The organism is Echinicola sediminis, from assembly GCF_054777495.1.
The window spans coordinates 1-15,555 of the sequence record NZ_BAAHAP010000110.1 but is presented as its reverse complement, the minus strand read 5'-3'; the positions used below and the strand labels follow the sequence as shown (position 1 = coordinate 15,555).

The 15,555-nt window shown below is 41.3% G+C and carries 6 protein-coding genes; 1 reads left to right on the top strand and 5 read right to left on the bottom strand.

Annotation, left to right across the window (positions count from 1 at the left end; translation table 11 throughout):
- Positions 1 to 41 precede the first annotated feature (41 nt).
- Positions 42 to 932: an AraC family transcriptional regulator gene (locus tag ACYVAA_RS19640; protein ID WP_460545047.1), complete on the top strand. Its 891-nt coding sequence runs from the start codon at positions 42 to 44 to the stop codon at positions 930 to 932.
- 28 nt (positions 933 to 960) lie between these two features.
- On the opposite strand, the gene ACYVAA_RS19635 is transcribed toward ACYVAA_RS19640, so the two are convergent.
- The 5 genes from ACYVAA_RS19635 to ACYVAA_RS19615 form a co-directional block, all read right to left on the bottom strand.
- Positions 961 to 2,892 carry a glycoside hydrolase family protein gene (locus ACYVAA_RS19635; RefSeq protein WP_460545045.1) on the bottom strand — a complete coding sequence of 644 codons (1,932 nt, stop codon included), beginning with the start codon at positions 2,890 to 2,892 and terminating at the stop codon, positions 961 to 963.
- A 277-nt stretch (positions 2,893 to 3,169) separates the two neighbouring features.
- On the bottom strand, positions 3,170 to 5,530 hold the full coding sequence (locus ACYVAA_RS19630; RefSeq protein WP_460545043.1) for an alpha-L-rhamnosidase-related protein: 2,361 nt from the start codon (positions 5,528 to 5,530) through the stop codon (positions 3,170 to 3,172).
- Between the two features lie 44 nt (positions 5,531 to 5,574).
- Complete coding sequence (locus tag ACYVAA_RS19625; protein WP_460545041.1) at positions 5,575 to 7,833, bottom strand: glycosyl hydrolase; 2,259 nt, start codon at positions 7,831 to 7,833, stop codon at positions 5,575 to 5,577.
- A 59-nt stretch (positions 7,834 to 7,892) separates the two neighbouring features.
- On the bottom strand, positions 7,893 to 10,220 hold the full coding sequence (locus ACYVAA_RS19620) for an alpha-L-rhamnosidase-related protein (RefSeq protein WP_460545039.1): 2,328 nt from the start codon (positions 10,218 to 10,220) through the stop codon (positions 7,893 to 7,895).
- A 304-nt stretch (positions 10,221 to 10,524) separates the two neighbouring features.
- Positions 10,525 to 15,024: an Ig-like domain-containing protein gene (locus ACYVAA_RS19615; RefSeq protein WP_460545037.1), complete on the bottom strand. Its 4,500-nt coding sequence runs from the start codon at positions 15,022 to 15,024 to the stop codon at positions 10,525 to 10,527.
- Positions 15,025 to 15,555: the final 531 nt, after the last annotated feature.

The following is a 15,555-nucleotide window of genomic DNA, read 5'->3' as shown; positions in this document are numbered from 1 at the left end:
GTCTCAATTGACAATATGACTTTATAATTGCACAAATTGATATGAAAAGTAATCAGTATAGAAAATATTTGATGATTTTCGAGCAGGATAAAAATTGGGGATTTTGGATAAATGACCTTGGCAGTACGAAAATCAAAAAAAACGAGGCATATCCCTCAAAAGGACATCCAGGAAGCTATATGTTTACCTGGCAAAACGGAAGGGTACTGAATGAATTTCACTTTGTGTTAATCACAGATGGGGAGGGTGTCTTTGAGAGTAAAGAAACCGGTAGAAAAAAAATCGTCAACGGAGATGGATTTTTATTATTTCCGGGAGTTTGGCACAGATACATGCCCTTAAAAAAAACGGGATGGACAGAAAGATGGGTGGGATTCTCGGGCCCCATTGCAAAGCAATTCATGTCAAATGGTTTCTTTTCCCCTAAAAATGCCATCATTCCCGGATGTGGCAGAGAAACCGTTCTCAATTATTTCGATTCATTATTTCATTTATTCAATAATGAACCATTTGGATTTCAAAGAATAGCTTCAGGACTCTGCATTCAGCTTTTAGCAGAAATCAATAATATACAATTAAGCAGCAATCAGGACCACACTATCAATTCAATGGTTTCCCATACCAAATATTTAATGTATGAAAAAATCAACGAATCCATTGATCTGGAGAAAATCGCCTCAGACTTAGGGGTCAGCTATTCAAAATTCAGGGTTGACTTTAAAACGCAAACCGGCACGTCTCCTTTACAGTATTATCTCCAATTAAAAATAGAAAAAGCAAAAGAAACCTTACTGAGAACAAAGATGAGCCAAAAGGAAATTGCTTATGCATTGGGTTTTGAATCTGATTATTATTTCAACCGCTTATTCAAACAAAAAACGGGTCTTTCACCTGGTCAGTTTAGAAAAAAGTTTCTGCCCTCCTCTCCATAAAGTTTATTGCTCCCTTCAATCCAGTATGCTAGTTATTTTCAATTACTTCAATGGCAATTTTGACTTTTTTATCATTCTTTCCAAAATGGGCTATAACAGGAACAGCTTCCACACCAGGCACCATATTGAAGGTCCTGCTTTTGGCCATTTCCTTTATTTTTAAAGTCACATTAGAACAAATTTTCACCGTACCTTCAGGCTTTCTAATTGATATCTCTTTATCCGAGGGTTTCATTACTGTTTCACCGCGTGGTGATACAATAGGGAGAACCAATGATGTTGGCTTTTTTATGGTCTGAGTGGAAGATACTGAAATCTCCACCTTCTCCTCAGTGCAGCGATAGTTGATTACAAAATCCGATGCAGACTCTTCTACGACTTCTCCTGATTCATTTTTTAATTGAACCGTAGCGGTATATTCAATGGTTTTATCCTTGTCGGAAAAATTATAAGTGGCGGCTAAATCAAATAAATTGGTGTACCAAGTATTATCTTTATATGTCTCAATACGCGGCGTAAGCGCAATATCTTCGCCAGGTGCAGGCTGTTGATTATTGGCTTCCTGCATTTTGTAAACAGCCATACTGGCAGTACAAAGCAAGCCAACTCTATTATGGTATAAAAGAGCCAATGCACCTCCTGTGGCCTGACGGCAATCGTTCCTAGGATTGTATACCGCATCGTAGGCAGAAATGGTCCCTCTCCAGTCTCCCCGGGCAAACAAAGATACATCCAGTTCTTCATAGTATTTGACCCCATCGGCCGCCGCTCTTGGAAGCGGGATTGATTTATTTATTTCGGGCAGATGCTCCCAGTTGTCGAGCATTGCCGCCAAAGGCTTAGCATGTGCAAAGGTATGGTGCACACAGGGTTTTATGCCATGCGACAGATAGTGAAGCCCTCCGTGCAGAAGGCCATTGTGCGTACATTGCTTTAAGAGCCCTGTATTTTTAAATACTGCTGTACCAAAAGCAGGATTATGATTGGCCATCATGGCAAAGGCCGGCTGCATACCATCACTAGTCCGGCTTCCCCAGTAACTCCACTTGTACATACGATTACCAAAACCATTATCCAATCCTCCGTCGGGTATGATAAATTCTAGGTGGGTATTTAAGGATTTTATAAGCAGTTGTAATAATTCCTCATCGTTCTCCTGCAAGGCATACAAGACCAAATTGTTTAGAGATTCTTCGGTATTGTACCCCAAGTCTATTCCTTGTAAGCCTTTGGGGCTTTTCCTTCTCTTATCTCCCTGTATTTCTCCAAATAAGAAACTATTGGTTTTGGTAAAATAACGTTTTATTTCAGCAGCCATTTCCTTGCTGCGATTTAAATACATTGGGTTGTCTAATAATCTTCCAATTAGATTTAGCGCGTAGATAGTTGTGGCACTATAATTAATATTTGCATTACCAACGCTATCAAACCTGTTGTACACAAATTCGGTAGCCTTAGCTAAACGGGCATACCATCTTTTACGCCTTTCTTCTTCCAACAAATCACCATGATAATGTAGCGTTTCTGCTAAGGCAATTGCTGCAAACACAGTAGTTCCATCCCAGGAATTTGGATCCAAATCATTGGTCCAGGCCCCGTCTACGCGTGTCACATTTTCGCCCCATTCAAAAGCAGCAATCCCTGCTTCCAAATATTTTTTATCACCGCTTGCCTTTGCCATATATAAAAACGGATATACCGCATCTATGCTCCGTGCATGAACATGTTCGCAAGCCGGGCAGTCAAGCAGTCCGTGCGTTTTGGGATCAGAAGGGTTGATGATTTGCGTCCTGATCATTCCATCACACCAATCTTTTAACAAATTAAAGACCAGCTCCTTAAAATCAGATGAATACCTGCTGATCACAGTCCTTGTGCCTAGATCCAAGAGTTCATTGGCAGAAACAGCTCCTCCCAGGCCGGCCAAAGAGGATAAAAACAAGAAGTCTCGGCGTTTCATTTATGATTGGTGGAATAAAATTTTATAATAGCTTTGCCTCTCTTTCAGCTCCGTTTGTGAAGTCCTAATTCATGAATGTTTTTATTTAGGACGCTATTTGAAGCGCTTAAAAGGACAATTAAAGTCGGCAATAGAATTTTCATAATATTGATTTTCACATAAGATTATAACCCTCATCCTAAACCTAAACAGCAGTTAACTTTGAATAAAATCACCCCTACTTTGTCATATTATCTTTATTGTCAAAAACATTTCAATCCTAATAGGTATAGGTTAATTAATAAGTGGCTACTATGTCCCATTTTCCAGCACCTGCTCTTAATTTCAGATAGGAGGAGTTTTCATCTTCAAATGTTAAGCCGTCCAAAGAATTAATAGTTTTTCCATTTGCCCAAACCAACGTGTCATTCACTTTTACCATTAATATTTCCCTACCAATCTTTGGAATACCTACAATTGCAGTTGTTTCTTTAGGTGAATTTAATTTCAGCTTATAGCTATCATTACTTTTCATAATGCTTAGGTCGATATTTCCTTTTACCGTTGGGATAGTCTTCTCTAAACTTGAAAAATGAAGCAGGTTAGGCATGATCTTATATTCTCTCCAAGCTACTTTGATTGGTTCCACTCCGGCGATATACTTAGATAAAATGGTATTTGGTGCATTCCAAGCATGATTATAACTTCCTCCTTTAGGGAACATCTCATACAATGTGGACATAGATAGATTATCTACCTGACTTTGATACTGCTTTTTCATTCTTTGTAGAGACTCCATATGTCTTCCGGCAATGCACATGGCTTCTTCTACGATCCATTCAAAGTGTGGACTTGAAAAGTAATTTTGGGTAAGCACATTGTCCACAATCTGATCGTAAAACTCAGGATTGGCAATGCCTGAAACAATTGCAATGGCATTGGCCCTATCATCTTTATACTTTTCTGCATTGGTGCTGTAAAAGCCGTTTTTCCAAAAGGCTTTTTCGTATGCCGATTTCATTAAGGCCATTCGCTTATTATACCAATCTATATGATCTTCATTACCTAAGACTTCAGCCATTTTCTTGGCCTCTTTCAATGCCAGGTAATAAAATGCCATCTGAATGGGTTCTTTGTCAATGGTATTTTCCACACCCCAATCTAACCAATCCCAAGAGTCAGAGCTTTTCCCTCTTCTGTACTCCGGCAAACCGTTTTCTTGCATTGGGAATAAATCCAAATAGTCAAAAACGTAGGGGTAAGCAATTTCAAGCGTCTCCTTATCTCCGGTGTTTAAGTAGTAAGGCCATACTACCTGAGCTATAAACTGTAGGCTTTGGGTTACCAATTCACGAACCCGGAGGGGGCCCAAGGCACCTATTACACCATCCTGACTGAAATTCACGGTCTGTAAAATTGCCTTTTTTAGCAATTGACGTCCCGCATCATCCATGGAGTAAAACAGGTATCCGGTTTGGTCGGCTACATCTCCTATCCAAAGGGCCCTTTCTCTATCCGGACAATCCATAAAATTATCTCGGGCACAAACAAACAGTGTATTGTTCCCCATCGTCCACAATCGTGTATAAAAGGGATCATCCAACTGGAATTTCCCTACCATTTCTCCTACGCTCATCCAACGGTATTTGAGTCCTTTTACCCTTACACCAGCAGGAATGGTGTATTGTACCTCATGCCCATTGAACCACGAAAAACTTTCAAATGCTTGTTTACCTTGTTTTGTGATGTAGATCGCATTGATTTTATTAAGGCGATTATCTGTGGTCATGAAAATGGTATCTCCTGCTTCTGCTTCTATTTCCAGATATGGAGTTACCTGTTGGTTAAAGGGAAGCTTGCATATGACAGTTCTCCCATCACTTACAAAAGGGAATTTTAGCTCTTCGTGATTGACATAATCTTGCAATCCATGGTTTATCAACTGCGGTACGATACTCTCTTCTACATTGTACCAAGGGGCAGTTCCTACCTCTCCTTTTTCAGTTGCCTGAGACCAGTTCCGATCATCATAAGATTTTGCGTACCAAGCCTCTGGTGTCCAATCACCCAGACCGTATCGCGCGTCATATAAGACACTGTGCTGAACAATGTTTTTGCTAGGTGGATCGATGGTATTATCATATCCAGGATGCTGTTTCACTTTCCATGTATTGTTAGACACAACAGATTGCTCCCCGATCTGAGCGTGAAAAAGTAATCCACCTTTTCCACTGTCAATATGGGTACCTTTATGAGTTTCTCGCCCCCAATACCAAACCAGCACCGCTACGGTATTTTTGCCCTCGTTTAAATAAGGTTGAATATTTACTTCTTGGTACCAACTGTTTGCAGGAGTGATATTATTCTTCCTGTCCCATTCACCTGCCTGACTGGGGCCTCTGGATAGTCCTCCTTCAAACATTACCATCTCTCCATTGATCCATAGCCAAAACTTGCTATCCACAGCGATATGTGCTTCCACAATGTCAGGAACTTCACTAATACTCACCGTTTTTCTAAAGCTCACCCATGTATTGGACGGGCCATCTCCTTCTTGCCAGATCCATTGGGCATTGCCCCAGTCGGAAGCATCAGCAACAAATGCTGATACCAAAAACCACATTACTAAAAATATTCTTCTTATACTATCTAAGCTCATTTGTTTCACACATACCACAATAATTGCCATTAAGGTCCTATTTTTTAATTCTCCGAAATGATGAAGGTTGATTTTACGGCTTCCAGCCTGAGTTCAATCAGCGTGTACACCACCCCATTTTTTTCTACATGGTCATAAGCGAGATTTTTTGTGATTTCACCACTATGGGGATTCCACTCACTAGGTTTTAGCTGCCCCCGGAGTGATACTGTAGTGGCAATGTCCTCATTACTGGAATTGGTAAAAAAGTAAATATGTCGGCCTTCTTTAACTTTATGGATGTAGTTGAATTTACCCATTTCAGTTACTAAGGTCGGATTGTTCTCAAAGACCACATCTCTCTCCCCACCATAGCTATCCAGTATCCCCTTTAACAATGTCGCATCCGGTCGTGGAATAAATACGGCTTTGCCGCCAGCATCATTAAAGGATTCAATGATCTCATCACCAGCTCTTTCTTTGGAGGGATCTATTCCAAAAATCTCTTTAACAAGTGTAATGACCCTCTCATCATTTCCTCTAGTGGCAGATTTAAACGGCAACATGGTAGTGGCGATGAGTGTCCCGCCATTGTCATAGAACTGCTTTAACTTTTGGAGTGTGGCAAAAGTAATTACTTTACTTCCGGTAAGAATGACCGTGTGATACGTTTGATGATTTTCCACATTGTCTAATTTTATTCTACCTTCCCCTATCCGATACTTTTCATCTAAAAACAACTCAGGATGTACAAAGGTAAAATCACGACGGATATCGTTGGTCAGCCATCCACTTACGGTTTGGTAATCGGTTTCAGGAGCTACATAAAACCCTTGGCGTATACTGTCTGGATTATCAAAACGGAACCATCCTGCCAAGCCCTCAAATGGATAAAGTACTGCAATTTCGCTAACCCGTCTTCCGCCTCTAAGTAACATACTGGCACGCCCTACATAATTGGAGTAAGCAGGAAGTGCAGGAGCTAATTTTTCACTATATGGCGAAACCAATGGTGGTATGTAAACTTTCTCAGGATTATACCACATGCCGTGAGGAATGACCATATTGACACCTCGTGCAAATAAATCCATCATGGCTCTATACAGCATCAATGAGTCAAATGAGTTCTCTTTGTAGGCTCCATAAATTTCTGTGGCCACTAATGGACGGTCATAATAATCGGCTGCAGAGCTAATAAGCTTATGTCCGTTTTGACCAAACTGATAACCAATAATAGCATCGGTTAAAGGTATTTGGGTATACCGATAAAATTTAAAAATGTCGGCATTCATATCTATGGGTGTTGGGTCGTAATTGCCCGGTGGATGGCCGGTACTATTAAGGCCATTGGCTTCATTCCATTGCCCTACCAGTTTTGGGAAACCTTCGGCCAATAATTCGGCGCGTGTTTTAAAAAAAGCATTTCTTACAGCCTCGGTTTCCGAGCCAATATCCTCCCATAAAGCAGGGTAATATGGACGTGGGTCAAAACCATTCACCTCTTCAAACTTTTGGTTAAAAGAGGCCGTCCAGTTACGCGGATGCCTCCAAAACCCCACATCATCGAAAAAAGTAGTTTTAATAGTGTTTCCAAAGTACTGGCCAAAACGGTCTTTGTACTTTTCATAAGTTTCATTAATCATATGGCGTACGGCAACAGTGTCCATAAAATCCATACACAAGTACTTCTTGTGAAAACTGTCCTTCATTAAAGGAAAGAGCATTATTTTCCAATCGCCTTCTGGCACCTGCCATTGTAAAACACCCGCTTTTACAAAGGGACTTATTTCAATGCGTTCATTAGTTTGTTGATTGGTAGCCACTGCTGCCATTAATTGGATACCAGGAATACTATCGGTAAAAAGTACAGGACCTTTCACCTTATGTTCAATTTTATCCAACCTTTTCATGGTGTGGTTTGGATACTTTTCTTCCATTTTCCCCCCTGCCATGCCACTCGGAAAATCATTATCGTCGTACAATACGATTTCCATATCCAACTCTTGGGCTATATCAATCATATCCTGGTAACGCTCAAAATATTCCTCCGAAAGGAAATTAGGCGAAGTCCCTGGCTTGCTCATACTTTTTTCGGCCAAGGGCAATAAACTCACTCCAGAAAAACCGGCCTCTTTCGCATCTATCATTTGCTGTCGGATCCCTTGGGTAGTAAGCTCCCCGTTGATATGCCAGAAAGGCATGGGCCTGTAACGGCCAGGAGGATTTACAAAATCCTGTTCCATTTTGTTTTGACAGGAGAACATCAACAACCAAACCAGGCTCCCTGAAACTATTTTTATTAAACTACTTTTTTCCACTTCCATAAATATCATATGATTATACCCTCTTCCTATTTTGACATTTATCGAGGAAGAAGATTGGATCAATCCATTGCCTTAAATTTCCATACTCCAGGTTTTACTTCAAGACTTATAAACTCATCATCTGCCTGGATAAAATTCACCTGAGGAACCTTGTTCTTGAATTGTCCTTCCTTCCAGACTACTTTTCCATTCACACTTATCCGCCCTTTTGCCGGGATGAAAACAGTAGCTGTTGTTTGAGCTGGTGAGGTAAGGTCAAGGATATAATTACCATCATTTTTATCAACTTCAAGCATGATATCCCCCTTCACACTGGGCACTATTTGCTTTACATGAGTGAGATGGGCCATATTAGGCTTAACTTCGTATTTGCTCCAAGCTACGTCAGTTGCCTTAATACCGGCAATATATCTTGACAGCACATAATTGGGAGCGTTCCACGCATGGTTATAGGTACCCCGCAATTGAGGATGGTACTTTTCGTACAAGGTCGTCAGCCAATCCATCTTCACTTGGCTTTCGTAGCGTTGGCGCATACGCGACAAACCTTTATCGTATTGTCCAGTGAGCATGATGGCCTCTTCGGCCATCCACTCCATATGCGGACTGGCTTTTTGGACCGGGATCAACACACTATCCACCAAGGTTTCAAAATGCTTTTCGTTAGCCAGACCGCTAATGATGGCCAATGCACTGGTCCGTTCCTCGATGGGCATATTCGGTCTCCCATAATAAGTCCCCTGCCAATATTCACCTTCGAAGGTCTCTTTGATACTGAGGATGCGTTTGGTATACCATGCTATATCCTCGTTTTTGTTTAAAGTTACCGCCATCTTTTTAGCAGCCTTTAAAGCCATATAGTACAAGATCACATTTACAGGGACTGGATCAGGATCTACACCCCAATCAACCCAATTGGCATAGCCCTGACGATGTTCCGGCAGACCATTGGGCTTCATTTCCCAGAGTTTCAAATAGCTCAATACAGCAGGGTAGGCAGTTTCTAGCGTGGATTGGTCTCCTGTATTGTAATAATAACTCCATATGCCCTGATCGATATATTGGAGGCTTTGACCTGTCAGTTCACTACTTGCCCCGCGATAGGCACCAAATCCCGGTGCCAAACCTTGAATGGTATCACCAGCACTATAGGCAATGGTATTATCAATGGCTTTTTTAAGTAATAAGCGACCGGGTTCATCCAAGGTATAAAACACAGCCCCAGTTTGATCGGCCACATCACCTATCCATAGACCACGTTCCCTATCGGGACAATCCATATAATTATCACGGGCGCACACATAAAGCGTATTTCTGGCCATCCACCAAAGCCGGGTATAGAAATCGTCATTACATTGGAAGACACCTGTCATTTCACCCACTCCTGTCCAACGATATTTCAACTCCAGTACTTCCACTCCTATTGGAATAGTGTACTCTACCGAATGGCCATTGAACCAAGTAAATCCCTCAAATTCCTGCTCTCCTTCTCTCGTGATGTATATTGATTGTAAAAGATTAAAGTCATTATCTGTATCGATAACAATAGTATCCCCTGCTATACTTTTTACTTTCAGATAGGGGGTAATTTGCTGGTTAAAGGGGAGTTTTGCACTCAGTACCACAGCACTGTCCGTTGTGTTCTTGTAAGGAAGGCTGAGCTTCCATTCACCTTGTTCTATATGGATAGATGTATAGTCGGATAGACCGCGATCGTTCCACTGAGGGATGGCCCGTTTCACCATATCTCCCCATGGTTTGGTATTGGCCTTTCCTTTTTCGATAGGTGTTGGCCAGTTGCTGTCGTCAAAAGCGGGGGTGTACCAAGCTTGGTCCGTCCAGTCGGCCATTGCTTTTCTGGCATCAAATCTTACATTATAAGCATTCACCCGATTGGCAGAACCACCACCTCCCCCGCTATTGGGATCATAGGCCGGGTGAATGTTCATTTTCCAAGATGTATTCGTATTCAGATCTTCTTCCCACTCGGCTGCTACATAGAGGCCTCCACAGCCACTATCTTCATGGGTCTTTCGGGTACGTCCCCAGTACCAAACCAAAATAGCAATGGTATTTTGTCCTTTTTTTAGATATGGAGCCAAATCAATTGGGTCATAATAAATGGTATTTGGGGCTGCTCCGCGGGCCAATCCACCTTCGAACAACACCATCTCTCCATTTATCCATAGCCAATATTTCGTATCCGCCGCTATTTTTGTCAGGGCCTTATTGGGAACTTTTTCAAGATCGATTGTTTTTCTGAATGACATCCATGTATTGGCAGGACCTTCTTCCTCTTGCCATATCCATTTGGCATCACCCGAATTCTGCGAAAATGCAAGGGAGAAATTAATGAACAGTACTAGAAATAAAATTGCTTTTTTCACTTTTTATGAATTTTATTAATTGGCTCATTGAAAATATTACAGTTAACTTTTCCTTTTGCCGTTATGATTTGACAGAAATCGGCCAAATTGGGAACTATATGAACCCAAGTATCTTAAACTTAATGTTAATCAATATTATGAAGTTGATTATCCTGCTTCATACTAGGTCTATTTGAAATGAGCCAAGCTCGATTCATAAAAAATGAAAGGTAAAAGGGCCTCCTTACTTAAAGAAGAGGCCCTTCTGAATTCAAATCTTACCAATCTCCAGAATAAGAGTCTAAAAAGTATATCATAGGTTTATTTATCTTATAATTAACTTTTGATAATATTTTTCCCCGGATTGATCAATCGCCGTAATTACATATACCCCGCTAGGGAAAACGCTGCCTTTCGAAAGATGAAGCAACTGTTCTGACACCATTTGGTTAAACACCAATTCTCCCACCCTATTATGAATGAATACTTGAACGGGTCCCATTTCACCAAAATCAATAGTAAAATCCTTAATGGTGGGATTAGGGTATACTACCAGTTCATGGTCAGCATCAGAAGAAGTCGCTTTTTCTTCATCAACAAATGAAGCTCTCTCTCCTGCCAGAGAGACGCAGCTACCGCTTACTGTATACATTGTTCCGCTATTAATTGCCATCCCCTTCTTATCTTTCGGAACAGTAACGGTAACCTGCTCAACGACCCTATTCTGGTCATCATCATACAGGGCAAACTCAATGGTATATACCCTGCCATCTCCCGAACCTGACCTTTCTTGTAACAAATCTACGCTTCTGCAATCAGAACCGATGACGATATCATTGTTGGTGTTTCCATCGCCCTGCCCATTTTCTGCTTCGTCAGAACTTACCGATAGGATCACCACATCATCAATACTTAAGTCTGTACAATTATCTGAAACCGACTCTACAAAATCTGACACATTAAAGCTTCGGTATTTATGGTTAGGAGGCCATATGGAAATGGTTTCTGCGGCAAGATACATGACTGGCGATTCAGTATCCATTACTGAAATTTCAAAGTAAGATTGGGTACTATTTCCACTGTGGTCAGTCGCCGTTACCTGGACAGTGGTTATTCCTTTTGAAAACTCACTACCTGATTCAGGGATGGTTTCAATTGATGCAATGCCACAATTGTCAGATGCCTCAACTTCAAAATTGACCACAGCACTACACTTTCCAGGACTATTCTCAACAGAAAGATTACTCATTGGAGTAATTTGAGGTCCAATACTATCAAGTACCGTTACTGTAGCTGTACAGGTGGCTGAATTACTGTAAGGATCAATTGCAGTTAAAACCACCTCATTGGCGCCAACATTTTCGCAGGTAAAGGCTGTTTGTGATGCTGATAAAGAGGCGATACCGCTCAAATCAAAACTGCCACCGTCCAGCTCCTCAGCCGAAATAAGGGCATTCCCCTCTTCGTCCAAATACACTGTGATGTTATTACAAACAACACTTGGAGCTGTCCGATCTACCACCTCAACAGCAACCCCCTCAGAAACGGAGCTGATACGCTGATCATCATATGCGACAGCATCTATGACAAAACTTCCAACTTCTGAAGCCGTCCAGGTTACATCAAATGGGGCTGATTTGGTTTGAGCATAAAGTTTCTTGTCCAACCTATAGTCAATCTGGGTTATGGAACCGTCATCTGTTGCATTGGCTTCTAATACTGTACTTTCTCCCAGTTCTATGGTACTATTGTTAAGCGGATTTGCCATAACAACTGTAGGAGCTTGATTTACCACTCCCCACACCTCCAGCTCAGTCACCGAATTCCAAGAACTTGCAGAGTTTCCGTGACCAACATAACGAACATACCTGGCATCCACCGGGTTGGAGAGGGCAAAATCCTCTAATCCGGTCGTCGTTCCACTTGACGCTACATTCGTCAAAACATCTGTCCAACTAATTCCATCAGTAGATACCTGAATATCAAAGTAAGATTTTCGACGATCTCCACTAAGGAAGGCAGCCCTGATGCTACCTATATGAAAGGTTTCGCATAAATCCATGGTCAGGGTCTCCCCATCCCCACTCGATGACCATCGTGTCCCCAATTTACCATCGGCAACATTGCCCGGGACGTTTGGAGCCTGGGAGGAGCTGGCTGTAATATTACATGCATCGAGTTTTTCTTCCGAGACATCACAGACAGTGCTTGAAAACAATACCGTTTTCTCCCCAGTATTGCTCTCATCATCAGTAGCAATAGCGGTAAGTTCATAGCTCCCCCCTTCTGGTAAGGAAAAGGTAAACTTATAGGGCATTTCATCAGCCCTTCCCAATGATATGCCATCAAGCAACAGCTCTATATTAGCGATATTCCCATTAATATCTACTGCATCTACCTTAACGGTTATGGACTGATTTTCACATAGTTGTTCCGGTAAGTTGATTTCATTTACGATAGGACTGCTGGCTGGACCTGTCTTTGTAAACTTGAACTCCTTAAAGAAAAACAACCAGCTGGTAGTGCCATCACGTGGAGTAAATATCATTTGAAGACTGGCATTGCTCATGTTTTCAGGGATGATAATTCCCGAGGCTGTATACCATTCATAATCGCTAAAATTGGCTCCAGTTCCAGTGATCACCACATCACCAAGGTCCTTACCGTCCAAGAGCAACTTAATATTGGCGCTTTTCCCAATTCGTGAGGCGGCTAAAAATGACACTTCATATTGACCCGAATCAACGGATTCAAAGGTATAGGAAAGCCATTCTCCATCCCGGATACCACTCACTGCAAAATCTCCCTGAACAGCATCAATTTCCACGTCTTCCTTTCCGGCTATAGCCCGCCGGGGATTTCGTTCCTCTGGAAGACCTCGCTCGTATCCCACGTTAAAGTCATGATAAGCGGCTCCTTCGCCTCCAATATCAAAATGCCATGCTTGAGTTGTTCCTGGAATAGTCAAATTGGTGTAGGGCATACGGTTCACCACCTTTAATTCAAACCTTTTATAGGCCTTGTTATTTTGATCATCCTCAGTCACAATTTCCATGGAGTACACGCCCTCCGGCAAATTACTTAATTGGGCTGCGTCCTGGTCCTCATCATTCCAGGAGTAGGGAGCACTGGAATCTCGCCTGACAAAATTGCCATTGATATATAAATCAGCATATTCTATGCTTTCTCCGTTCACAGGAGTAATATTGGATGCTATTACGATTTTGCCAGGAGCAGTGATTCTATCGTACTCCCCATTACTATTGAGCGAGGGGGTATTGATCTCAATGGTCGGCGCCCCCAGCAATTTAAAATCATAGGAGAACAAATAGAATTGTGGTCTGGTAATTCCCGAGGGATGATCAAAAGTAAAGGTTATCTCTTGCAAACCTTCATCAAACCAAATGCTATCCATAGTTACTTCAGGATTTTCGGTAAAGTCGGGTAAGGTAGGTTGATCCGGGTCATTGGTAATGGTGGTAAACCTTCCCACTTCGGTCAGGGCACCAAATGTTCCTTTATTTAGAATTATAGTACCGCCATATTGTTTGGAACGCTGAACTTTCAAATCTACTCCAACGTCATAGTAACCAGCTTTCTTCACATCAATTTTATAGGTAACCCATTCATCCTTATACACATGCCTGATAAGTCCTTCCTCAATGATGGGCTCATTCCTAAGTTTATAGTCATGAGCATCGGATGCCTTAAAGCGGTCAGGAACAGAAATCGGATCTTTCATTATTCTGATTTGAATGATCCTATCACTGGTATTGCCATTGATATCGGTGGCCACCGCCTTCAGCTGATGAATACCTGTAGTCAAGTCATCAAGCAGTCCCCCGCTCCACTCATAGGGTGCCGCATAATCAATCCCAATGAGTTCATTATTCGCCTTGTATAATTTTATATTTGCTATAGGATCTTGAGTGTAATCAACTGCGACGTTTACTGTAATATTGGCATGGTTCTGAAAATAATCATCATTTTGAGGTGCTGTAAAAGACAAATGAGGTTGAATCCAGTCATCAGCTGTTTTTTGCTTGATAAGCCAACGAGCCACCCCAAACGTCCCTCCGGCATCATCAGCATCCGGAAATACTTCATCATTATTGTAACAGTTGACATTAAAAATCACCAAATCTGACTTTAAAAAATGCGACTTATTTTTCTCCTTAAAGTATCTTTTTAAGTAATAGTAAAATGCTTTGTAGGCACTAAGGTTATACTCGTGATTGCGTTGGTAAGTAGTCAGGAAAGAACATATTTTATTATTGCTAACACAGAATTCCAGCAAATCCGCAGCTTGCTGGTACTTGGCAGGGTCATCCATCTGAAATTCAAATTCCGCACCATCGGCAACCAATATTTGGGCACGAAAATCATCACTCCTGCTATCTGTATGAAATTTACGGGTATGGGCCAACATTGGAAAAGGTGGATTTTGAGCCATAATAGTGTTCCAATCGTTGACATTCATGCCGTCCCCTTCCTGATAGAGCATAAAAGCCAAGACATTTGACCCTTCAGGCATTTTGGTAACTACAGTAGAATTGGCCACATCCTGATTGTGCCACACTGCATGGTGCAGGGCATTTTTATGGGTAAGATTGTTAAAAATGGTGGCTATTTGTGCATCCGAATAACCTGCCCAATCCTTGTAGGTTAATCGAATACCATCTGCATTTTCTGCAATAAATGGATAGTTGGATTTATCCAATATCCGTGTATCCCCATCCCTGGTGATGGTTGGGACGACCTTTTGGGCAAATAGGGAATTACATAGTACGAAGCAAAAGGTTATAATGGGTATAATCTTTTTCATATTAAATAGTTTAGGTATGCATTTATTATTAAGGTTATCTTGATTAATTTTTTTAGTATGGAATGGATATTGATAGCCATCCATTACGTCCCTAATGAATAATACTGCCCCACAGCGTTAGGTCTTATTAAGTAATCATATGATAGGGCACTAGAAAATGAGGTTATCTGTTTTTATCCTAAAATTTGAATTTATTGCTCCCCTTCTAAATAAATCCGAGCGCCTAAATAGGAATACTAGACTTTGTAGATGTCTACAAAGGGGGATAGATGTAAATAAACTTTAAAAGCAAATCAACCATTTTCAGACCTCCAACAGTTAGTAATTCAAAGATTAATAGTAATATTAACCACTTTAAAAACAAAGGTTATCCTGCCTCGTATTGGTACATAGATTGGCAAATCATGAGAAACACAAAATAAAACGGGAGTGTTAGCTAAACTCTGTCCTTTCCCTTCCCTGGGGCTAGCCCCAGGGAAGGGAAATTTCCACTAAATAATTAGGTTTCCGTATTGATGTCCAAACTGATCC